We start from the raw sequence: 23972 nt of genomic DNA, 5'->3' as shown, positions 1-23972 counted from the left end.
GTCTGTGAGTGTGTTACACGATAATTCAATACGGTCATTTTGAATTCTGGTGAATAGACTCTGTGATTTTTAGACCCAATTGATCCAGTTATCAGAAACTCATCTCGCCACTCAGAGATTGCTTGGTTACTCTTAATATCATATTTTTTGATTAACGTACGTAAACCAGTTTGACCAGACAGCCATTCTTTGACGACCGTTAGTTTAAATGCATTTGAATATTTAGACATAAGAATACCCGATAACTTTCTGAACAGATTTTTATTCTGTCCAAGTTATCGGGTTCGCATCACACTGAAATTAGTGTTATGGCTACTTTTTGTTAGTAAGATAATTGTGATGTTTGGCAATTAATTTTGATGAATAAATTGGACACTTGCAGTAGGTACTGTTCTGGTGCTATAAAGACCGCGACCAGCATTGCCTTCAGAAATTAAGATTGTGCCATCTGAATTAACGTGCTCTACGACGGCAACATGGCCATAGGTTGCGTCTGCACCGTGGAGTCCAGGTGAAAATACAGCAACACTACCCGGCTTAGCTTCTCCGTTAACTTGATATCCCTCTGTTTGTGCTGACTTTGCCCAGTCCTGTGCGTTACCCCAATAATTATCAACCCAGCCTAAGCTAGCTTTGACATACCATGTGCATTGACCAAAGGGATAACTGTTGTTTGCGTTTTTAATGTTTTCGTTACGCTTGTCAATAGCTACGAACGCAGTGTCGTGATTGTTTTCTGTGTCCGATGTCTTGGTCTGTGATTCTTCATTGACCTTCAAGTCGTTGCCAACATATATCCAATGTCCATTTGAGGGAAGGTCATTGATTCGGACAATTTCTGAAACCGAAGTATTATTGGCTATTGCAATATCATAAACAGTGTCACCTTTAACGACGCGGTGAGTATCTGCACTGACCTCCGCATTTGACATGACAAAGGCTGCGCCCATAGTTGTAGTAGCTATTAAAATAGTTTTTACAAGTGATGTGTTCATACTGTGCTCCTTCGTATTGGTAATTGAAAATATATTATTCTATAATTATGATATAACCTAGATATTGTGATATTATGGTTGAATTGTGACTTATTTGTGATGGTCAGTATTTTTGAATTAAATTTACCAGTATGAGGTTAGTGGCAATCAATAGGTTGATTATTGTATCTTTTGGGAATGGAAAGGTAACTGAATAATTAGTAAAAAGGTGATACCGATGCTGAATGAATTTATTTGTAATTATTGAGTGGGTATATATTCTTCCAGCAACTACAAAATGGGTATATGCTGTTGGTATAAAAAATGTAAATTAGCTTATCAAAAAAAGCAACACAATCTGACTATTATTGCCCAGATGTATTGCTTTTTTAATTACTAGGTTACTTCCACTTCAAGTGATAACCATCTTGAGAATTATCATCATCGAAAAATGGTGATAAATCAATGTTGAATTGTTTTGCCAAAACAGCCTTGAAACTGTTCAAGCCAATCATGAAGCCAAAGAAAACATTCATAATGCAAATCATTGCTATTAAGGTCAGGCCTAAACTATGACTGCTCATTTGATCGAAGAATGAGGCAGTGCTTTTGTTAAACAAATGAACAATAATTTGGCTACCTACAATTAGTATAAATATACCACTCATTGAAACATTTTTTGTCAAAGTACGTCGACCATTAGAATGATTTTTTCTGGATGCGATGATAAAAGCAATTGCAGTTGAAATTAATAGCACTAAATAAGGTACGACGTTTAACGCAATTTCAAAATTTTTATCATGCAAATGAATAGCAATTAAAGCAATGGCATTAAAGAACGCAACCATCTGTATTACATTGACAACAAGGTCAACAAATAATTCTTGTTTTTTATCACTAACTACTTCATGTTCATATCCGCTAAACAATAGCCCAGCGATGACAACAATTATCTGTAGGCTACCCAGAATAACAGCCCCTAAACTACCTTGATGGACCCCAATGGCTAACACGAGAAAACCAGTTAATGCATTTAAAATCATAAATACAGTGCGGCTAATGCCATTTAGTAGACGACTTTGTTGTACATTTTGACTGAAGACATACTTGGTTGCCTGCTCTTGAGTTAAATCTGTATGAGTCATATTTTTCACTTTGGTAAGCGTATCTGTTTTATACTAGTATTTTTATAATCGATTGCTTACCAGTTCCTTTCATAAATGTTGAAACCTTGTTTGTGCACGCAACAGGTCTCATAATGATAGTTTATCGAAAAATAATGCTTTTTATGCCATCAAAATATGAATTTTCTGTACGTAATGTCACATATATGTTAGATATTGAAAGTGCTGATAGAACGGCAATACCAATGGCTGATTTGTTATAAAATAATGGACACATTTAATTCACAAACACACTCAAAATCAACTGCACATTCAAAATAGTCAATACACTCGCAATAAAATAACCCAGTATTGTCACCCACTTTTGGTTAACAAATCTTGTCGTCATGTAGCGTGTTTTGCTGGTGAAATACACGAGTGGAAACATCGAAAATGGCAACGCTATACTGAGAAAAATTTGTGAGTAAACAATCAGTTGGTCGAGCACGCCTTCTTTTGCGCCAAATAAGATCACCAGTAAAATAACAGGGATAATTGCCAAAAGACGCGTGATGACACGTCGTAACCAGAGTGGGAGTTTCAAGTTAGTGAAACCCTCCATGACAATTTGACCACTTAGTGTGCCAGTGATGGTGGCGTTTTGACCTGAAGCGAGCAAGGCGATAGCAAACAAAGTGCTCAAAAATGGTGACGCAATTTTACCCGCTAAATGTGGATTTTGCAACGCATGGTACAAGTCACTGAAAGCAGACAGATTGGCTTGCGTACCATAGAACAGGGCAGCGCCAAGAATCAGTAACAAAGAGTTGATAATCAAAGCGACGAATAAATGAACATTAGAGTCCCATTTTGAAAATCTCACGGCCTCAGCGACTTGCGTAGGATCATCATGATCAAAACGACGAGTTTGCGACAAAGAGGAATGCAAAAATAAATTATGAGGCATGATTGTGGCACCAATGATACCAAGTGACAGGACCAATTGCGAATGGTGGAGTAGACTAATTTGTGGGCAATAGCCGCGTAATAAATCACCTAATTGCGGTTGCGCTAACGCGACTTCATAGGCAAACACCAAACCAACAGCAAAAATTAAAATAAACACAATGGCTTCGACGCGTTGAATACCAAATCGAAGCAACGCTAGTAGCAACAAAACGTCCAAACTAGTAATTAAAATACCAATAAATAATGGTATTTTAAACAGCAAGGTTAATGCAATCGCAGAACCGACTACGGAGGTAATATCTGTAGCCATCATGGCGAGTTCAGATAGTAACCACAATAAGATTGCAACAGGACGATTAACGTGCTGACGAATGATTTGCGCCAAATCAAGCTGTGTCACAACACCAAGCTTGGCCGCTAAATATTGCATTAGCATCGCCACTAAAATTGACATCAAAATGACTGACAATAACAAATAACGATAATGAATGCCACCCATAATCGACGTGAGCCAATTGCCTGGGTCCATATAGCCCACCGCAATCAGAGCCCCGGGACCACTATAAGCTAAGAATTTTCGCCAAAATGCACTTTCATAAACGCCTGGTACGGTAACAGAATTGTTGATTTCAGAGAGACTTTTCTCAGTCATGAGCCACCTCGTCAGTAGCTAACTGTGCTAAAAAGCTAGAAAAGTCAGCGGAATCGTTAAAAGATGGTACGACATCATACAATTCGCCGCCCGCACTGCCAAAAGTTTGATAGCCTTGGACACTAATTTCTTCAAGTGTTTCGAGGCAATCTGCCACAAATGAAGGGGCAACAATTAACACGCGCCGTTTACCGAGTACAGGCAATTGTTGCAAGGTGGGTCGCAAATATGGCTTTAACCAAGGCATGGGACCAAACTTTGACTGGAATACTTGGGTGACATTGTCGCGGTTTAGTGACGGTACCAATGACATCAAATTTGTGGTTGTGTCCGTACACTGTTGCAAGTATGGATCGCCTTTGCGGACATACGAGCTGGGAATGCCGTGGTAGCTGACCAGCAACTGATCATATTTATCAGGATCCCACTGATTAGCTACCGTTTTAGCGAGGAGTTGTTGATAACGTTCGTGTTGGTAAAAATCAGTAATGATTTGTGTGGGAATTCCTGTGGCTTCGACTTGGTCAACAATAGATTTTGTGGTTGTTGTACTATATTGTGGAAAAAGTGGGAGGACAACGATGTTGTCAACACCGGCGTTTTGTAATTTGTGTAGTTCACCAGCAATACTTGGTTGACCGTAAGTCATGGCATAGTTAACCTGCCAGTCAGGTAAAAGCGCTTGAATTTGTTGTGCTTGCAATTCTGTATATTGCATCAAAGGTGAACCCAATGGTTGCCAAACATGTTGATAAAACGTCGCTGAACGCCATGAACGAGTGGGCAAAATAATGTGATTGAGAATTGGTTGCCAAAGCCATTTTGGCATTTGAATCACATTAGGGTCAGACAAAAAGACTTTGAGATATTGCTTGACGGCTTGTGTGGTAGGCTCGGCTGGCGTGCCGAGATTAACAATTAATAGACTATTTTTCATAATTTTCCCTCACTAACTAGTATAAATTGAAGCAAGTCCTTATCATTTGATAAAAGTAGTACAAGAAATGGGATAATCTGTCAGGTTATTGAGGCGAGTATTGGTGGATGTGATACAATAATAATGCTATTAAAGCAAATCACCGCATTGATTTGCTTCTTTTTTTACAATGACAAGGACGCTACTAAAAAAGCATGATTGTACTATTTAATAAACCTTATAATGTATTGACCAAATTCACAGATGATCAAGGACGAGCTACCTTAGCTGATTACATCGACATTCCGCGTGTCTATGCGGCAGGGCGTTTAGACATGGATAGTGAGGGGCTGTTATTGTTAACCGATAATGGCAAGTTGAATCATGAGCTGACTGATCCTGAGAATAAAGCCTACAAAACTTATGTTGTTCAAGTAGACGGTATTCCAACAAAAGCCCAATTGCGTGAATTAGCGCAAGGTGTTATGCTCAAAGATGGCATGACCTTGCCGGCCAAAGTGAAACGAATTCCGTATCCAAAATGGTTATGGGAACGTGAAAAGCCGATCCGCGTCCGGCAAAATCAACCGACTAGCTTTATTCAACTCAAAATTAAAGAGGGACGCAATCGTCAAGTGCGTCGCATGACAGCAGCTGTGGGAATTCCGACGTTACGGTTGATTCGCACACATATTGGTGATTATCATATTGCTGATTTGAAGCCAGGTCAGTATCGTGTGGTGAAATAGGCGACGAACCGGTATAATAGTAAAAGATATAAATTAAAAGAGGTGACCTCATGGGACGTAAATGGGAAAACATTAAAATGAAAAAGGCGCAGACTGATGGTGCTGCCGCCAAAGTTAACAGTAAATATGGGATTGAAATTTATGCTGCTGCCAAGCAAGGTGGCAGCCCTGACCCCGAAGCTAACTCAACTTTGAAGTTTGTGATCGAACGCGCCAAGCAGGCACAGGTACCAAAGCATGTTATCGAACGTGCTTTGGAAAAAGCCAAGGGCTCGGGCGATGAGACTTTCATTGAAGGGCGCTATGAAGGATTTGGTCCTAATGGGTCATTAATTATTGTGGATACCTTAACTTCTAACGTCAACCGTACCGCAACCAACGTTCGCACGGCCTTTAACAAAAATGGTGGCACTTATGGCGCTTCAGGTTCAGTTAGCTATCTTTTTGACGAGACTGGTGTGATTGTCTTTGAGGGGGATGATGCTGATGGTGCCTTAGAGACATTGTTAGACGCTGAAGTAGACGTTCGTGATGCGGAACAACAAGACGACCAAGTCGTTGTTTATACTGAACCAACCGCATTACATCAAGCAATTGCGGCATTGCGCGAGAGTGGGGTATCTGAATTTTCGACCACTGAAATTTCGATGTTGCCACAATCAGAAATGACGCTTGAAGGTGACGATTTAGAAGCATTCGAAAAATTAGTTGACGCCTTAGAGTCAGATGAAGACGTGCAACAAGTTCACCACAACGTGACCTTATAATAAATATCTCTCACTAAGCCAATAACATGTTATTGGCTTTTTTTTTGTGCGAATATGTGCTAAAAATAATAAAATTATCATTTTGAAAATCCGACTTAGAAATGACATAAAACGGTCTGATTATAACCTTAAAAGTTGCTATAAAGGCTTTTAAATGGCTTTTATGAGGAATTGTGCCCAAAAAAAGAAGTTTGTAAACAAACTGTGAAAAAACGGTTTATGGGGTAAATTTTATACTATAATGGTGCAATGTTCATGAACAAAAAATTTGAAGATGAGAGATGAATATGAGAAAACGACGAGCTTATCTAATGTTCTCGGGCTTTGCCTTGATGGCTATTGCTGGTACAACGGTTGGTGTCAACACCTATCAACAGCATCGCCTAGCGCCCTACAAGACCGCAAAACAGCAAAAAGTGCAGACGGTCGTCCAGAATTTTCCGACAACTGTTGTCAAAACTAAAGCACAAAAAGCTGATGATTTGAAAACAAAAGGGATTGAGACGCCTTATGACACGCAACTCACTGCGCAAGGCAAAAAGCCTAAGGAAATGACGTTAGCAGAAAAGTCTAATACTTATGTGAAGATGACTTTGAGCTTGTCGGCTGAGGCGGCAGCGCAAAAATCAAGCACGCCAAACCCTGACGGTACGTCAGCAACGCTGAATCATATCAATCAAGCCGAGCAAAACATAATTGACCAACAAACGCCAATCAAAAATCGTGCTGAGCAAATTACTGGTAAAAAAGTTCTTAAACAAAGTGGTTATTTGGTCAATACTTTGTCAATTATGGCTAAGCCAACACAAGTGAAGCAACTGTCGGCCATTGCTGGCGTGAAAGAAGTTCATATTCAAAGTGTTTACCAGCCGGCAAATTCTAATGATAATGATCTTGCCCAAGTCACTGACGACTGGCGTTCAGCGCATGGCGGTGACGGCAGTGGCATGTTAATTGCCGACATTGATTCGGGTATTGATTACACGCACCCTGATTTGAAATTAACCACTACAGGCAGTAAACAGGCTAAGTTAAGCAAGGACAGTTCAAAACTGTTCCAAAAATTCAGTTCGTACGGTGTTTATCAGTCAAATAAAGTGCCATTTGCCCACAACTATGCGGATAACATTGATTCTCAAGATGAGTTAAAAGACAATGGAATCACTCACGAACACGGACAACACGTCGCTGGTATTTTAGCAGCTAACGGTAAAGTAAAAGGGGTGGCACCTGAAGCGCAATTGCTGGATATGAAAGTGTTCAGTAATCATCACAATGGGGCGTCAACTGATTCAATTGTGGACGCTATTGAAGATTCAGTGAAGCTTGGCGCTGATGTTTTGAACCTATCATTAGGTTCATCATTGACTAACTATTCTAGTCTGATGCCGGAAACAGCTGCGTTAAATCGTGCGGCTAAATTGGGTGTTGTCCCAGTTGTCGCGGCTTCAAATGACGGTCGCGCTTCAGCTGAGCAATCTGACTTACATACCGTGGCACACAATCCAGAGGAGGATATTTCAATTAGTTCCATGTCACTTGCTGACGGTGCTATCTCAGTAGCCTCGATGGAGGGCACGCAAACACACGCGTTGACGACCAACTTCTCAGATAGTGCAGGCAAGACATTTAGTGATAAAGTGCCGGTGCGTGTGTCACCAGGGATTCCAGATGATTTCTGGACGAAGAAACATACGATTCGGGATAATGGCGTGCCTTGGAGTGATGAGGGATACAATTATGACGAGACAAAAAAGGCTGATTGGATATCAAAAGGATTTAATCTTGCAACCGACGCCCATAAAATAAAAATTATTCAATATAATCCTGACCCTGTAGCTAACACGACCGTTAAAGACATGCAGCGTACTGCAAAAAAGAATGACGTTGACATGGTTATTTTGATTGATTATAAAGATCGGTCATTACCAAGCTGTGAATTTGCACCAGTCGATGATGAAAACGCACCTGCGATGTTAATATCCTATCAAAGTGGACGACAATTGTTGGCTAAAGTAAGAGAATTGGCACCTGATTATTATGGTAAAGAGCCGTTACCGGAAGATGCATCAGCTGAAGACGCGAATAAAAGACAAGAAGTAGCAAACGCGTCACTCACTGCCCCAACGACCACAACTGCTGACAATCAAGATACTGGTAAGATGAGTACATTCACCTCTTGGGGATGTACACCGGATTTGAACTTAAAACCTGATGTTACTGGGGTTGGTGGCAATATTTGGTCGCTGTCTAACAAAGACTATGCGCAAATGAGTGGCACGAGTATGGCGTCCCCATTTGTTGCCGGTACGGTAGCTTTGTTGAAGCAGCAAGCCAACAAGCAACATGTCAATCTTGGTCAAGGTAGCAACAAGTTCATTAAGAATATGAAGACATTGCTGCAAAATACAGCGCAACCAGTATACAGCAAAGATGGTCAAGCTTACTATTCACCTCGCCAACAAGGTGCTGGTTTGGTCCAAGTTGATAATGCAATCAAATCACACACCGTCGTTACTGACGCCAAAGATCAAGATGGTGCTGTAGACCTGAAGAGCTTTAGTGGTCAAACAAAGACATTTACTTTGAATATTAAAAATGTCGGTAATAAGGCAGCCACCTATTCGGTTAAAGGACTTGGCGGTGTCGCAACTGAAATTCGTACCACTGATTCTAAGGCGCCAAATGAAGTTGGCATTCGAACAACTTATAACTCAAACGGGGATGCATTAGATACAACCAGTTTGAATGGCGTTGGGACTTACTATTATCGTGATGAACAACCTTATCTGGACTTGGTGAGTGAGCATAATATTGCTAACGCCACACTAACAGCCAGTCAAAATCAAGTGTCTGTGCCAGCTGGTCAGACAAAGACTGTTGCCGTGACAGTCACAGTGCCAAAAACTCAAGCTAAGCAGAGTTGGGTAGAAGGTTATGTTCAAGTTAAATCTACCAAAGATAGTGAGCCAGCAGCCAACATTCCTTATTTTGGTTATTATGGTAACTGGGACGCAGGACAAGTCATTGATAAGCCAGCACAAGAAAAAGGATCAATCAAAGGTTGGGGTTATTTAGGTGATTCTCATTATTTGCGACCATTAATGACAGGAAATACGGGTATCGCTTCTAATGAATATGTTACACAATATACCAGTGATAATGATCACGCGGCTATTTCATTTCAAAAGAGTAGTGCGCATCAATCAGCCGTTGATTTAGAGTACATGTTACGTTGGACAAAAGAAATTGATGTTGATGTGCTGGGCGCTGATAAAAAAACCGTTCTGACACATTTAGCAACGTATCAACAATCTAAGCCAGGACTAATCACCACAGAATGGAATGGCACAGTGCCCAACCCTAAAACGGGTAAATCTGACAAAGTAGCTGATGGTGTCTATTACATTCGTACCAAAGCAAAAATGTTAGATGGTGCTAAAACAGAGACCGTATTCCGTAAATTAACCGTTGATAATGTCATGCCAAAAGTTGCCAATGCACATTTGAAGTATCAAAAAGATGGCGTTCGCTTAACTGCCGATATTAACGAAAAAGGTTCTGGTATGTTTGACCTTTCTAATGACTACACGGGTGGCAAGGTTGATTTACGTTTGAATTCGATTCTAAGTTCTAATCAGTTTGATACACCTGAAAAGGAGAAAACCTCTGGTTGGTTACACAATCATTTTGATATCCTTTTGAATGAACAACAAGTTGAAAATTTGAAGCAGCAAGATAATAAAGTGGAAATTACCTTACGTGATCGTGCTGGCAATGGTGATTGGTTTGAAAATCAGCTGAAGTTATCCGTTGAGGGGACTAAAGAAACTAAAAAGCAAGTGGATAAATTAGCAAGTAAATTCAGCGTTGATTATCAAAATATGATCAAGCAGACTAAAGTTGATGGTGAATATAGTGATTTGTCAGCTGATGCAGATCGAGTGCATATTGACACGGGAGAGCATGCTGATCCCAATAGTGCACCAAGTGAACATAAAAGCATCAACGCATTTGATTTAAAAGCGGTCGATTCAAAGTATTGGTCAATTCAAATTAATGGCTCTTGGAATCAAAATAAGCCATTCAATGTCACGTCATGCGATAGTCAAGACAAACAAATTGATCATGTGACTGTAACGGCTAAAGATGGTAACTGGTCAACCCGAATTAAGGTAGGAAAGCTTGGATATTTGAAGTTTACTGACGCGTCGGGTAAAGAGTTGACTAAGCCGGTGGTGCCAGAGATTCCGATTGGTGAGGGAATTGATACTCAAATCGATCAAGCTGCTTTAGCAACTGAATCACATGGTAAGTGGATTAAACGTGGCAATCATGAAATTCTTGTCGTACCGTATAGTACAAGTAGTCTGAATATTAAAGGTGCTTTCACTGGTGCTCACACGCCAGATAAGGTGTTGATTTATAATAATCAAGTGATTGATCAAGATTCCCGTACTATTCGAGTTGCAAAACCAATTTGGACTGATAATCACTTAAATATGCAAGTTTATACTGGGCAGTCTGGTTTAGAAAAGAATGTTGAGGCTACTAAATTAGGAGTGGATGGGTCATATAGTGGTCAGGTCAGCCTTTGGGATGCGCAAACATTAGCTAATTTGCAGAATAACAGTCTGGATCTGTTGAAAACAACGAGTAATTATGAGGGAGGTGGATCAAAAAATTGCCAAACTAACGGCCTTCAGAGTGTTCAATTTGCTGGTTATGAAGCCGAGTATAGCGATATATTGCCACGGATTATAATACCAGAAGGAAGTCAAAATCCTTTCTTTAATCCGGAGTTTGCGACAGCCAATGTTTCGAAAAATGATCCTTTGAGTAAATATATATGGCAACTATCAGACTTTAGTAAGACATTCAGTTTGCCTGTCTATCGTTTACCAGAAGGTGAAAGCCTATCATCTGTCAAGGATAATGGTGTTGAAAAAGATTCAATCCTGCCTTTGAAGCCTGAACACAGTGCTGATTCTTTGGGGCTTGATGACAAACATCCAATCATGATGATCGGTTCCGACGTTGTGATCACACCTAGCAACTTGCTTGATGAGAATGGTGCTTTAAGGTGTTACAATCCATTCACACAAGACCTAACGATCACTGGATATGCTATTCCAACAATCAAGAACTTGCGTTTTGTTTTGAACAGTGCTAACCCTGATGACGCGTCAAATCAAGTCAAAGTAAACCCAGATGGTAGCTTCAAGTTCGTTGCCCATCACGTGGGACCTGTTGTTGAAAAAGCGTTTGTTGTGAAATACGATCAAACGATCAACGGTCAAACAACTGCACAGACACAAGAACATGCGTTGAAAATTAACTTAAGTCAGCCAGCTATTCATCTTGATACGGACACCCATTGGGTGCAACGACCAAATAGCCATCATTTTGATGTCTACACGTCCAACACAAGCTTCACATTAAGCGGACAAGTATCTGCTTATAACACTGGTGTCGCCGTGAACGTCAATGGTGAAAATGTCTTTGTTGGCAAGACTAATTGGGACGATGCAAGTAAGTATGGTACGCCATATCTTGGCTTTGCCCCCGAGAAGTTCAGCAAGACTTACAAGTTAAATAAGCATGAAACAACAACGTACAACATCATGCCATATCAGCTAACTGATACTGGTAATGTTGGTGATACGTATGAAATTGTCGTTCATCAAGTCGGCAAGTAAATTGACTTGAGACGCACAGATATGACAAAAAACCGGTTGCAAAATCGGTTTTTTGTGTGATACCGCTTACAATTAATCAAAAACCCTAGTTCATATTTTATTTACAAAATCATCATAATTGTCCGGAATTCATAAAAGAATGCATACTGTACAACGTTTTTCAGCCAATTTGTGACCATTCGACTGCAACTCAATTCATAATTCGTTCACGGGGTGGACATATTTGGCGTATATACTATGAAAATGTTCAAGAAGTTCATGAAATTTTTGAAAACTTTGCCGTAAGTTACAGCAAAATTCAAACAATGAACAAAAAAAGAGAGCATTTGAGGAGAAGAAGTATGTCTAAACTTAAATCAGCGCTATTACTTAGCATTGCGCTAAGCCCAATTTTTGTCAGTGCTACGCGTGGTATTGAAGTTGTGCACGCCGAGGTGGTACAAAATGCCGTGGCGCAACAGGTGAAGAAAGCGACAGAAGTCAAACCAGTAAAGGGTACGGACGAAAAGAAGACTGACGATAAGAAGGTTGATACCGTTACAGCAGCAAGTCAAGGTGATTCAGATATAGATAACACCCGCTCAGAGAAACCAAATATTATCGCTTTTAATGATAAGGATTTCCTACAAAAATTCAAGGCAACAAACTATTATCAACAACAAGTAGCGATGTATGGTGAAAATAAGCCAGGAGCTGATGCAGCCTTAGCAGCTCAAGGGGCCAGTTATCTTTCTTCAATCATTGGTGAAGCGTTTATCAAGGCAGAAAGCAAGCCAACGATTATGAAGGCGCTTGGCTTTGCTGGGCCAATTGGTGCATTATTGAGTTGTATGATTGACTGGTTGACACCAGCCGCAAGAAATAAAACAGACGAAAAACTCGATGAGATAAATAAGAAACTTGACGATCTAGGGATACACTTAGACCACGTTGGCAGCGCCATTTCGGATCAGATTAACGAAGCTAAAACAGAGACGAAATTAGAAGATTTTAAGAAAACAATTGCAGCAACGCGGACACCATTTGGCACCGTTGCTGGAGAAATTTCTCAATATCAAGCAGGTCATAACATTACCTTGGCTAGCAAGGATAAAGATGATGTGAAAACGTATGTGAATGAATATGCTAAGCTGTACCGTACTACTGAGTGGGGCTTCGATAACAAGTCGCAAGAAGTTTCAGGAATGCCTAACTCAGAGAATTTAACAGTTTTCAAGGACTTATGTGCCTTTGGAAAGGCCATAGTTAGTGGCGATATTAACCAAAATAATATTTTCCGAGTTATGAGTAATTATGAATCGTTAAGAGAATTTTTTAACACGCAAACATTTGCCACGCGTGAAGCATTTGCTGAGTATGTCATGAGTCACTATACCGTATGGGCGAGTGATATGATGACAGCGATATTCTTTGATTACTTCCGTGTCAAGGGTCAACTTGATCTGATCACGGCAAGTGATGAGTATAAGGAAAGTGTAACGGCGGCCAAAACGAATGGCACAACAATTGATAAAGAATTTCAAAAAAGCTACCCTATATCATATACCCTATTTAATAACTTGAGGTCAAATGCCCGAAATGATCTCATGCGTTTAGGATATGATGTAACGTCAGACAAAGGTCATAATGATTCGTATGATTTGGACGAGTATGATAAGAATCAGTGGGTTGACAAATATAACAACAATAGCGTGAGCCTTGGTGCGGGGGAAACTGATATATTAGGCGCTAATGTGAATGCTGTGAACTATGCGTATGCGAATGAGATTAAGAATGATCCCTTTGATACAACAAGTAAGGACTCTAATTATGAGGCTAGATTAAAGGCAGCTCAAAACGCAGTAGAAGCGGCAAAGAATAAGCTGGCAGAACTAACAAAAGATGAAGAATATGCACCATACACACATGACGAGTATGAAGCACGAGCTGATGCAATGAACGAACTAGATCGAGCTCAACAAAAGTTAGAACAGGTAAAAAATGAAATTAAAACAGTTCTAAAAGATGACAAAGGGAATCCTATCGTAGCTAAACTACAAGCTGAAGAAAAAACATCAAACGATGGCAAAATGCTTTACTCATATCGCAATAACAAGTGGGTTTATAGTAAACTAGTATCTGGACCAGCTGCATATGCTGCTAAACATATGGTTGAAAAAAATAAGACGGACTTGGACGATGTGAAGAATAAATCGATTGGGTACAAAGGTGGTGGTTCAACCGCTGTTGATTATTTTGACATTTGCTGGACACACAATACGGATCTTCCTGCTAATCCGAGCTGGAACGCAGTATTTGAAAAAGCTTTGACAAGTGATGATTTGCTCTGTCTAAATACTGCTGCAGCCACTCGAAATAAAATTGGTATCAACAGTTTGTTATCAAATACCGTGACTCATGTGGTTAATGGCGTTACTCAATTGGGATTCTCAGAGATTGGAAAGACCGGTCGAATCATAGGCGATGGTGATTATAAACTTGCCATTGATCCGGCGGGTACATGGTATACACCTGGGTATACTATTGGGCTAGGTTACTATCAAAATAATAAACACACGAATCCAAGTGTTGATCAAAAAACAGTTTATCAAAACTTCAGTTATGTTGGCACATATAAAGACTCTAAGACAAATGAGTATGTGCAGGATTATCATGATAAGCACTATGATCAAGAGGATGTCACTTTCATTAGAGGCGTCAAAGATGGTGATAGCGAGTTAGGTGCATTAAACAACGGCAATAAGACACCCGTTGCACCTGAGCACTTTGTTGAGTAATCATTTATAATTTAATAAATAGATTAAGTAACTATCATAAAATAAACAAACACGCCCAAAATTTCACTGCTTTGGGGGTGTTTGTTTTGTAACAGCGTCTATACCCTAACATCAAGTTCATGTTATCATGAATGAATACGGGAACAACTTGTGAGCACGAGCGAATTGAGGGGAAAATGTTGAAAACAAATAAACTTAAATATTTAGAGAATTTTCTAGACAAGCATCCGAATTTAAATGATGATGAAAAGCAGGTCATTGAAAACACCATTGTTAATTTAGGTCGTCCAAGGACATTGCAAGACAGAGAAATCACACATTTGACGAATTCATTTCAAAAGCTTTCTCTAGATAGCAAGCTATCAGATGATGGCAAAGTCTTGTCGAAGCAATTGCACAGAAGCGATTGGTTTTATGGCATACTCAATAATTTAAAGTTTTTTGGTAATTGAGTTTTTTGAGTATTGTTTAATGCTATGATAACTAAGCATTGGACTTGACAAAAAATAACTAACCGAAAAAGCGCTTAATTCATACCACATGAATTAAGCGCTTTTATTACTGAAACAGGAATACACCAAATTTCGAACTATCTTCACATTCTACCCACAATAACTTCAAATATAACAGTTATACTACAATTACGTTAAAAATTTGATTTATGTTGATAACAATTTCACTAAAATTCGTATTATATCAATATAATGGCGATTCGGGGTTGAATAGATGAAAAAAGTAGCTTATATGGTTTCGGTGATGCTAGCTGGTATGCTTATTTGCTGGTCTATCGGGCAGATGAGTGGGACAAAAAAAGCCACATCTTCTACACCTGCGGTCGTGTTGGCAGCAGAATCACACAAAGCCACACCACTTGCCCAAGCTAAGTTAGACTATCAACAATATAACTATGCCAAAAGTCTCAAATCAATTACCAATGACGATTCAACCAAGGCTAAAGCGCTCAAAAAAGAAATTGAAGCCAGTAAGTCAGACCTTGTAACATGGAACGATCCGGACAAGTACAGTCATTTATTTTTCCACAGCTTAATTGTTGATCCAACGCGCGCCTTTACGTCACAAAAGGGGCAAGGTTACAAGGATTACATGGTCACGATTGGCGAGTTCAATAAGATGTTGACGCAGCTCTATGCCAAAGGCTACGTGCTGGTTAATTCTGAGCGATTGGTGAAGAAAAACGACAAAGGCGAGTTAGTATTTGATGGGGTTAGTTTGCCAAAGGGTAAGACGCCATTGGTTCTGTCACAAGATGATGTAAACTATTATGAATACATGATCAATTCTGGATTTGCCTCGAAGCTGGTGGCTACCAAGAACGGCATCAAGAATGAATATATAGACGCTAATGGTAAGACCTCGGTTGGTAATTATGATTTGGTGCCAATCGTTGATGAATTTATCAAAACCCACCCTGATTTCTCATACCGTGGTGATAAAGGAACATTGGCGGTGACAGGTTATAATGGTGTCCTTGGCTACCGAACATCCGTGTCACAATACGGCGACACGGCCAAGACTAAACGCGAAACGACAAAGGCTCGCGAGGTCGTCGCCGCCTTGAAAGCAGACGGCTGGAATTTTGCTTCACATTCATGGGGACATTTAAATATGAAGACTTCTTCGGTGGCAGATGTCAAGCTAGATACTGACCGTTGGGAAAAGGAAGTGCAACCCATTGTCGGCAAGACGAACATTTTGATTTTCCCATTTGGCGCAGACATTGGCGATTGGCAGGGGTATCAAGATAATAACGAGAAGTTTGCCTACCTGCGACAAAAAGGTTTTGAAATCTTTGAGAACGTTGATGCGTCGCACACGTCGTGGGGTGAGATGACGACGAAGTATTATCGCCAAGCCCGTATCAATGTTGACGGCATTCGCATGACAGATGACTTGAATGGCACAAATTCAGTGCTCAACCCATTCTTTAACACATCAGAAGTCATTGATAGCACCAATCGTAACAAATAAAGCACGCCGTTCTGGTGTGCTTTTTCTATTGACTAAAACGATACACAAGTTTTATTAAATTGATATGATAAAACATAATAGCAAAACCCAATTTTTGCTATAATGAGAATGATTATATTGACTAGAATTCATGAATTAAAGAGGACATTCTCACATGGCAAAGGTAAAATTTCACATTGCGTCACAAACGGAATTGGTTTTGGATGAAGATGCCAAAGCAGGTGACATCGTTGATTTGAATGACGAACAAAACATTGACACGAGCGTCATCAATGGAACGATTGCCGAAATGTTAGATGACAAATTGGTGCAAGCCAAGACGGAATGGGAAGTCCAACAGCAAGCACAAGCAAAAGCTGAACTGGAGAACCAACTCCAACAACAAAAAGCGACGCTACAAGAAAATATCAATGATAAAGAAAACAAAATTGTCGCCCTTGAGACACAATTAAAAAGTATCACTGAGCAAAATAACGTTGAACTCAAGGCACAGCTGACACAAAAAGATTTGGACTTGAAAGATACGTTGGCTGATAAACAGGCCAAAATCACAGTGCTTGAGTCGCAAATTGAAACGATTAAGCAACAACACCAAGCTGAATTGGAAACACAATTACTTAAAAAAGACGCAACGGCGCAAAGTGAACTGTCGCAGCGCGACCAAAAAGTGTCCGAATTGACATCACAATTACAGCTCAAGGACAAAGAAAAAGAACTCCAAATTGCTAATGTGAAAGATCAATATGAAGCTCAGTTGAAGTCTGCTAACGAACAGGTTGAGTTTTATAAGGATTTCAAGGCACGCCAATCTACCAAGGAAATTGGTGAAAGCTTGGAACAATACGCGATGACTGAATTTAATAAAATACGACCTTACGCGTTCCCAAACGCCTATTTTGAAAAAGACAACGCATTATCTGAGACCAATTCAAAAGGTGATTTTATTTTCCGTGATTACCAAGATGGGACAGAATTTGTCAGCATTATGTTTGATATGAAAAATGAAGCCGACACAACAGCTTCCAAGCACAAAAATACTGATTTTTTCAAAGAATTAGACAAAGATCGCCGCGAGAAAAACACAGAATACGCCGTGCTAGTATCAATGCTAGAAGCCGATAGTGACTTGTATAACACGGGTATTGTGCAGGTTAATGACTACGACAAAATGTACGTGATTCGTCCGCAATTCTTTATCCAGTTTATTGGTGTGTTGCGCAACGCCGCGTTGAATTCGGTGGCATATAAGCAAGAACTCGAACAAGTTCGTGAACAAAATATTGATATCACTCATTTTGAAAGCGATTTAACGAATTTCAAGAATGCCTTTGGCAAAAATTACCAAAGCGCCTCAAAAAACTTCAAAAGTGCCATTGACGAAATCGACAAAGCCATCGCCCGCATGGAAGCCGTCAAGCGCTCACTCACAACCTCCGAAAACCAACTGCGTTTGGCAAATAACAAGTTGGAAGATGTCAGCGTCAAGAAGCTGACGAGAGGTAATCCAACGATGAAGGCGAAGTTTGATGGGTTGGGGGAGTGAAAGGGAAACTATTTTAGACGTGCCGCTTCCAGAGGTTGTTAGCCAATTTTCTCAATTGCTGCACTTATAATTGTTTCAGCATTCATCGTGCCATAAGCCATCATTTCAATGTTAACAACCGGAATGTCGGCGCCATATTTATCATTATATTTATCAAACAAGTAGCTTACTTGAGGTGCAATCATGATAATGGCGGGCTTGACGTGAGCAATATGTTCTTCAGCAGCGGCATCGATGCCTTCAACATGATAACCTAAATCATGGGCTGCGCTATATTGATCCATTTTATTCGACAACATTGAAATTGACATGCCTGCGGCATCAACTAATAGAATTTCTGACATTTTTTTAACCTACTTTCTTGATTTGTCTTTAGTATAACACTTACTAAAAGTAAGTGTTATTTTTTGTTTCATACGCATAAGCGTTATCTAAATTCAAATCGTACAATAGAGTAGGCGTTAGTTCAGGCAGAGGGCAACGACTTGCGCAATCTGTTAAAATAGAGTCAATCAACCTTAGAAAGATTGCGCACACAATATTATGCCTAATTATCTCATCCTAACTGAAAAACCATCCGCAGCCGCAAATTTTGGCAAAGCACTGGGCGGCAAATCAGGATCGTTTGACAACTTTACTTATACCATTACTAATTTGCGTGGTCATGTGATGACACTCAAAGATCCAGAACAAATGGTGGCAGAAGACCTCCAAAAACAATACAAATCATGGCTCATTAAACATTTACCTTGGCGATTAGGAGATTTTTCGTGGGCACGTACGTACATCAAACAGCGCAATTTGCGAACCGGCAAAATAGAATCGACGAAAAAGCTCATTGACGACCTAAAAAAAGAATCTAAAGCGGGCTTTGACGCGATTATAATTGCCACTGATACTGATCCGTCAGGAGAGGGCGAATTACTTGCGTGGGAGGCTTTAGACGCAATCAGTTGGCGTGGGCAAGCGCTTCGAGCTAATTTTATGGATGAGTCAACGACCGGCATTCAAAAAGCGATGCGTCAGTTACGTGATGTGTCTGACAAAATGGCTGATGGTGAATACATCAAAGGTGAAAGTCGCAATCGCTGGGACTTTGCGTCCATGCAACTTACCCGTATTGCTACCACTTCTGCCAAAAAGGCTGGTTTTCAAGTTGTTGCCCGTGAAGGACGCCTGAAATCAGTCATTGTTTGGCGTATTTATCAGCAACTTGAAGCCATTAAAAACAATGTTAAAACGCCATTCTTTGAGGTGAAGTTCAAAGATCCGGCAGGACATATTTTTGGACGTGTGACACCACAAGGCGATGTGGTGCCATGGCGCTTTTCGACGAAAGTACAAGCAGAGCAAGATATTGCGCAATATCATAACAGCGCCGTTGTTAATGAAAAACACCAAACCCGTACGCAAGCGCCAGGGAAGTTACTTGATTTAGCTGACTTGGCGTCAATTTTAGCCCCGCGTGGTTTCTCTTCTAAAGAAGTTTTGAGTACTTATCAAAAAATGTATGAGGCGCAAGTCGTCTCATACCCAAGAACCGAAGATAAAACAGTGACGCCAGATCAATTTAATGATTTGTTGCCTTTAGTAGACCGTATTGCGGCAGTTGTTGGTGTTGACCTCTCACTGTTAACACATCGGACACCACGCCCAACTCATGTCAAAGCACAAGGAGCGCACGGTGCCAATCGGCCAGGTGAAAATGTCCCCAACACAACCGAGTCATTATCAAAGTACGGTGCTAGCGGACCAGCCATATATGACGTATTGGCCAAAAACTACTTGGCAATGTTAGCAGAAGATTATGTCTATGATCATGTTACGGCTAATTTACAAGATTATCCTGACTTTAAAACGGCATTTAATGTGCCAATTAGGCTTAACTTTAAACTAGTCTATGATGCTCAAAAAGCCATTAAAGTTGATGATGGGGAAGAGGATGAGAACAACGCCACTAAAGGGAAATTAGGACCTGACGCGACGCCTTATTTGCACGAAGGCGCTAATCCAAAACCACAAGTACCAACAACGAAGTGGATTATGGCATTCTTAGAAAAGCATAACGTCGGTACTGGTGCGACACGTGTCGCGACACTATCTGAAATGGCGCGTGGCACTAAAGCCATGCTATCTGAAAAAAGAGGGAAGTTAGACTTAACAGAGACAGGTAACGTCTCCGCTATTATGGTTAAAGATACTTGGATTGCTTCACCCAAAATTACTAAGCGATTATTTGAAATGATGGATCAAGTGGGTCAATTTGAGATGACGATGACGCAAGTGCTTGATTCAGCGACTAAAGTGGTTGAACATGATCTGCCAATTATGGTCAACAATGCGCAGTCTTTAGAAGATTTGTTAGGAAAACCCAAACCAAAGGTTCGAAAGCCAAGAAAAGTGTCAGAAAAAATGACTGGCACTTGGCAGGGACAAGAAATTACATTTGCTCGAGAATGGAGTGGCCATGTATTTACTGATGATGAACTGCAAAAGTTGTTATCTGGGGCAGAAGTGAGTTTTCCTGCTAAATCTAAACGTGGTAAGCCGTACACAGCAGTTGGCAAATTAGCCAAGCAAACATTTAAAGGTAATACATTTTATGGTTTTAAGCTTAATCCAAAACCAAAAAAATAACGACTGTATTGTATAATAATAAAAAAATTAAGTGAGGCAAAAATGGCACAATATCAATATGACGTCGGCGTGATTGGCGCCGGACCAGCTGGTCTAGCAGCAGCATTTGCCGCTAAAGCACTAGGAAAATCAGTCGTTATTATCGAGCAATATTTATGGGGTGGTACGTGTCCAAACTATGGCTGTGATCCTAAAAAAATATTACTTTCTGCCGTTGAAGGTATTAGGCGTCAATCCGCCATGCAAGGACGTGGCTTACAAGGATACTCAAAAATTAATTGGTCAGACTTGATGACCTACAAGCAAGGATATGTTGATGCTGTCGAACCACGCAAAGTTCGTGGATTGGCTGAAGCAGGGATAACGCGGTTATATGGTCATAGTGAATTTATAAACACTGACACAGTATCCATAACAGATAACGATGACACGATTAAAGCTACTGATTGGGTTATTGCGGTTGGTCAGCGCCCTAAAAAACTTGATTTTCCAGGTTCTGAATTGACACAAGACAGTGAAGACTTTTTGAATTTGCCTGATTTACCAGATGATGTGACCTTTATTGGGGCGGGGTATGTTGGTGTCGAATTTGCCACAATCACAAATGCCGCAGGTGCACATACCCGCGTTGTCACGCATGGCCATAGTGCGTTGCGTGACTTCGATCAAACACTGGTACAACAATGGATTACTGAAACGCAAGAAGCTGGTTTTGATTGGTATTTTGATGCGACAGTAGTTAAAATTGAAAAAACTGACACAAAAAAGTTATTAGTGTCGCTTGATGATGGGACACAATTCCAAACAGACCGTGTTTTTGTAACAGCTGGACGTGTCGGAAATGCTGATAAGTTAGGACTTGAAACGGCCGGCATTACCTATAATGAAGCTGATATTCCAGTTGATGACTATTTACGGACAAGCAATCCGCATGTATACGCAGTTGGCGATGTGGGTGGTAGTCCGGCGCCCAAGTTAGTGCCTACAGGTAATTATGAAGGACGCTATGTTGCACAACTTATAGCTCAAAAAATAGCTGACCCAATTGCATTTCCGACTATGCCTGCAGTAGTGTTTGGATCACCACGTATTGCGCAAACAGGTATATCAGTTAAGGAAGCAGAGGAACTAGGTTATCGTGTCACTGATGTTGATATGAGCCAAGTCATTACTTTCTATCGCTATCATGACAACGCCAGAATTCGTACGGTACTGGATCAAAATGGGCGGGTTGTTGGCGCCAGTGTCATTGCCATGGAAGCAGAAGAATTAATCAACTATTTTGTGACCGCTATCAACGGCAAAAGAACCTTAGCAGATACACAAGCAAATATTTATGCTTATCCATCACTAGGTTCCGAGTTTGGCGCGTTTTATTAACGAAAGTGTGACAATATGAATTACGTAGCATTGCATCGTCATGCACAAGTGAGCTTATCTCGCTCAGCTGTTGCGCATAATTTAGAGGTAATCAAAGATCATGCTCATGCACAACAAGTAATGGCTGTCTTAAAAGCCAATGCATTCTCACACGGTTTACCAGAAATGGCGATGTTGAGTAGCCAATCTGGTGCAAATCGTTTTGGTGTGGCGATGCTGGATGAAGCACTAACATTACGTGATTTAGGCTATCAACAGCCCATTGATGTATTAGGTCTGACGGATCCGCAGTTCGTCCGACTAGCCGCACAAAGAGATATTACGTTGGCATTTAGTTCACTAGCGACTATTCAACAAGCAGCCAAAGTTTTAGCTGATACATCATTACACCTGAAAGTATCGTTGCCAGTTGACACAGGACTTAATCGTATTGGTTTCAAAGAACGTGACCAATTGGTGCTAGCAATCCAAGAAGTAGTTGATTCGAAACAGTTAGAATTTCAAAGCCTCTGGACACATTTTGCTACGGCAGATACACCTAATGAGACATATGTTGATTTTCAAATATCAGAATGGCAACGTTTAACGCAGAATTTACCTTCACAACCAAAGGAACAACACTTCGCTAATACTGGTATAGCCACTTGGTACGCTGATAAAGTCGATACCGATATTATTCGTTTAGGTGTGGGTTTATTTGGCATTGATTCTTCTGAACCAACCATGCCGATGCCGTTTGAACTGGAACCGGTACTCGAACTAACGGCTGAAGTTATTTTTAGCAAACCGATTAAAGCTGGGGAAGCGGTGGGGTATGGTGCAGATTATCGCGTGTCACGCGACGGGTGGTTATTAACGATTCCGATTGGGCACTCAGACGGTTATCCATTTAATGCTGATGGTATGCGCGTTTTAATAGCTGATGGACAAGTCGGACATATTGCTGGTGGTGTGGCGATGGACCAGACGATGATTTTTGTCGATAAGCCAGTGAACGTTGGTGTTCAAGTGACATTAATTGGCAAGGTTGGTGTTCAATCAGTGAGTTTGTCTGATTTGGCTCAGTATTCAGATGCTAGTATTGTTGCGCTGATGAATAATTTTGCGCCACGTTTGCAACGCATCATCGTGCCATAATCATGGTAAGCAGTAGACAATAGTCATGGGTAAAAAATACGGCACCAGCTATCAAGATAAACAATAATATCAACTAATTGGGAATGTGACGTTTTTCAGGCTGATAGCAAAAATCATTGACCGTGGTATTACAAATTCTGCTTGATTTCTCTTAAAAATTTATTGGCTTCAATGCCCTTGAGTATACTGATTAATACAAATGTTTCAATGAAAAATGTAAAAAAGTTACGCACAGCACGTGTCATAAACACTACGTGCCAGTCTATATGGTAAACAAAAGAAACGATAGTAGTATCAAGTAAAAGACTAATGGGACCAAGAATAATTAAGTGGGCGACAACGATATTAAGCCATGACCATTTGCGACCATGTAGTAGCACACTATATACCATGCCACCTAAGAAAGCACCTATTAAGAATTGCCAAGCGAAGGTGGATGAACCACCGAAAACGGTGCTATTTAAAAAATCGGACATCAATTCAACTGTGCCGGCCAACCACGGACCAAGAAAATAGCCCATCAGACACATAGAAATAAAGCCTAACGCTATTTGAAAATAGCTAGGACCAATACTAATTTTCCATAATATAATATCAAGTGCTAACATCAATGCTGCGATGGTCAGCACTTGTATCGTCAATTTTGGGCTTTTAAATGTATAATAATCTTTCAACATGCT

General features: G+C 40.4%; 16 protein-coding genes and 1 pseudogene. 10 read left to right on the top strand and 7 right to left on the bottom strand.

The features are described from left to right. The 5 genes and pseudogenes from FF105_RS03230 to hemH form a co-directional block, all read right to left on the bottom strand. Positions 1–230, bottom strand: a pseudogene (locus FF105_RS03230) (helix-turn-helix domain-containing protein); the annotation flags it as partial. A gap of 120 nt (positions 231–350) precedes the next feature. Further along, entirely contained in the window at positions 351–995 is a 645-nt protein-coding gene (locus FF105_RS03225) for a COG3942 and LysM peptidoglycan-binding domain-containing protein (RefSeq protein WP_147651254.1), read from the bottom strand. Between the two features lie 380 nt (positions 996–1375). Then, a complete protein-coding gene (locus tag FF105_RS03220) occupies positions 1376–2119 on the bottom strand; it encodes a hypothetical protein (protein WP_010278459.1) in 744 nt (247 codons plus the stop codon). A 256-nt stretch (positions 2120–2375) separates the two neighbouring features. After that, positions 2376–3698, bottom strand: a complete 1323-nt coding sequence (locus tag FF105_RS03215; RefSeq protein ID WP_010278465.1) for an Nramp family divalent metal transporter — start codon at positions 3696–3698, stop codon at positions 2376–2378. Beyond that, the gene (hemH, locus tag FF105_RS03210; protein WP_010278467.1) at positions 3691–4635 is read right to left on the bottom strand and encodes a ferrochelatase; all 945 of its coding nucleotides are present in this window, start codon (positions 4633–4635) and stop codon (positions 3691–3693) included. Before hemH ends, FF105_RS03215 begins: the two co-directional genes overlap by 8 nt. Before the next feature lie 194 nt (positions 4636–4829). On the opposite strand from hemH, the gene FF105_RS03205 reads away from it, so the two are divergent. From FF105_RS03205 to FF105_RS03175, 7 genes are all read left to right on the top strand, one after another. Then, the gene (locus FF105_RS03205) at positions 4830–5363 is read left to right on the top strand and encodes an rRNA large subunit pseudouridine synthase E (protein ID WP_010278468.1); all 534 of its coding nucleotides are present in this window, start codon (positions 4830–4832) and stop codon (positions 5361–5363) included. Between the two features lie 50 nt (positions 5364–5413). Then, on the top strand, positions 5414–6130 hold the full coding sequence (locus FF105_RS03200) for a YebC/PmpR family DNA-binding transcriptional regulator (protein WP_139967301.1): 717 nt from the start codon (positions 5414–5416) through the stop codon (positions 6128–6130). A gap of 287 nt (positions 6131–6417) precedes the next feature. Next, entirely contained in the window at positions 6418–11829 is a 5412-nt protein-coding gene (locus FF105_RS03195) for a S8 family serine peptidase (protein ID WP_187241149.1), read from the top strand. Positions 11830–12170: 341 nt separating this feature from the next. Further along, entirely contained in the window at positions 12171–14606 is a 2436-nt protein-coding gene (locus FF105_RS03190) for a hypothetical protein (RefSeq protein ID WP_010278477.1), read from the top strand. Positions 14607–14782: 176 nt separating this feature from the next. Continuing rightward, entirely contained in the window at positions 14783–15058 is a 276-nt protein-coding gene (locus FF105_RS03185; protein WP_010278479.1) for a hypothetical protein, read from the top strand. 274 nt (positions 15059–15332) lie between these two features. Further along, positions 15333–16595 carry a polysaccharide deacetylase family protein gene (locus FF105_RS03180; protein ID WP_010278480.1) on the top strand — a complete coding sequence of 421 codons (1263 nt, stop codon included), beginning with the start codon at positions 15333–15335 and terminating at the stop codon, positions 16593–16595. Between the two features lie 154 nt (positions 16596–16749). Next, complete coding sequence (locus FF105_RS03175; RefSeq protein WP_147651256.1) at positions 16750–18138, top strand: DUF2130 domain-containing protein; 1389 nt, start codon at positions 16750–16752, stop codon at positions 18136–18138. Between the two features lie 38 nt (positions 18139–18176). On the opposite strand, the gene FF105_RS03170 is transcribed toward FF105_RS03175, so the two are convergent. After that, complete coding sequence (locus FF105_RS03170) at positions 18177–18482, bottom strand: PTS cellobiose transporter subunit IIB (RefSeq protein WP_290046340.1); 306 nt, start codon at positions 18480–18482, stop codon at positions 18177–18179. A 199-nt stretch (positions 18483–18681) separates the two neighbouring features. Here FF105_RS03170 and FF105_RS03165 point away from each other — a divergent pair, with 199 nt between their 5' ends. The 3 genes from FF105_RS03165 to alr are packed head-to-tail and all read left to right on the top strand — an operon-like array spanning position 18682 to position 23292. Continuing rightward, entirely contained in the window at positions 18682–20775 is a 2094-nt protein-coding gene (locus FF105_RS03165; RefSeq protein ID WP_290046339.1) for a DNA topoisomerase, read from the top strand. Positions 20776–20817: 42 nt separating this feature from the next. After that, complete coding sequence (locus FF105_RS03160; RefSeq protein WP_147651258.1) at positions 20818–22155, top strand: dihydrolipoyl dehydrogenase family protein; 1338 nt, start codon at positions 20818–20820, stop codon at positions 22153–22155. Between the two features lie 15 nt (positions 22156–22170). Further along, a complete protein-coding gene (alr, locus tag FF105_RS03155) occupies positions 22171–23292 on the top strand; it encodes an alanine racemase (RefSeq protein WP_010278492.1) in 1122 nt (373 codons plus the stop codon). Between the two features lie 128 nt (positions 23293–23420). Here the strand turns inward: alr and FF105_RS03150 are convergent, their stop codons facing one another. Beyond that, positions 23421–23969 (bottom strand): folate family ECF transporter S component, encoded by a 549-nt coding sequence (locus FF105_RS03150; RefSeq protein WP_010278497.1) that lies wholly within the window; start codon positions 23967–23969, stop codon positions 23421–23423. Between the last annotated feature and the right edge of the window lie 3 nt (positions 23970–23972).

Source organism: Leuconostoc sp. UCMA20149 (assembly GCF_030400235.1).
Taxonomy (GTDB): domain Bacteria; phylum Bacillota; class Bacilli; order Lactobacillales; family Lactobacillaceae; genus Leuconostoc; species Leuconostoc pseudomesenteroides.
The sequence above is the reverse complement of the archived record's forward strand: the minus strand, read 5'-3'. Positions and strand labels throughout refer to the sequence as shown.

Bases quoted from the DNA above. Each gene is read 5' to 3' on its own strand.
- alr (WP_010278492.1), top strand. From the start codon at position 22,171: ATGAATTACGTAGCATTGCATCGTCATGCACAAGTGAGCTTATCTCGC.
- hemH (WP_010278467.1), bottom strand. From the start codon at position 4,635: ATGAAAAATAGTCTATTAATTGTTAATCTCGGCACGCCAGCCGAGCCT.
- FF105_RS03165 (WP_290046339.1), top strand. From the start codon at position 18,682: ATGCCTAATTATCTCATCCTAACTGAAAAACCATCCGCAGCCGCAAAT.
- FF105_RS03150 (WP_010278497.1), bottom strand. From the start codon at position 23,969: ATGTTGAAAGATTATTATACATTTAAAAGCCCAAAATTGACGATACAA.
- FF105_RS03220 (WP_010278459.1), bottom strand. From the start codon at position 2,119: ATGACTCATACAGATTTAACTCAAGAGCAGGCAACCAAGTATGTCTTC.
- FF105_RS03180 (WP_010278480.1), top strand. From the start codon at position 15,333: ATGAAAAAAGTAGCTTATATGGTTTCGGTGATGCTAGCTGGTATGCTT.
- FF105_RS03185 (WP_010278479.1), top strand. From the start codon at position 14,783: ATGTTGAAAACAAATAAACTTAAATATTTAGAGAATTTTCTAGACAAG.
- FF105_RS03225 (WP_147651254.1), bottom strand. From the start codon at position 995: ATGAACACATCACTTGTAAAAACTATTTTAATAGCTACTACAACTATG.
- FF105_RS03205 (WP_010278468.1), top strand. From the start codon at position 4,830: ATGATTGTACTATTTAATAAACCTTATAATGTATTGACCAAATTCACA.
- FF105_RS03175 (WP_147651256.1), top strand. From the start codon at position 16,750: ATGGCAAAGGTAAAATTTCACATTGCGTCACAAACGGAATTGGTTTTG.
- FF105_RS03160 (WP_147651258.1), top strand. From the start codon at position 20,818: ATGGCACAATATCAATATGACGTCGGCGTGATTGGCGCCGGACCAGCT.
- FF105_RS03195 (WP_187241149.1), top strand. From the start codon at position 6,418: ATGAGAAAACGACGAGCTTATCTAATGTTCTCGGGCTTTGCCTTGATG.
- FF105_RS03200 (WP_139967301.1), top strand. From the start codon at position 5,414: ATGGGACGTAAATGGGAAAACATTAAAATGAAAAAGGCGCAGACTGAT.
- FF105_RS03215 (WP_010278465.1), bottom strand. From the start codon at position 3,698: ATGACTGAGAAAAGTCTCTCTGAAATCAACAATTCTGTTACCGTACCA.
- FF105_RS03190 (WP_010278477.1), top strand. From the start codon at position 12,171: ATGTCTAAACTTAAATCAGCGCTATTACTTAGCATTGCGCTAAGCCCA.
- FF105_RS03170 (WP_290046340.1), bottom strand. From the start codon at position 18,482: ATGTCAGAAATTCTATTAGTTGATGCCGCAGGCATGTCAATTTCAATG.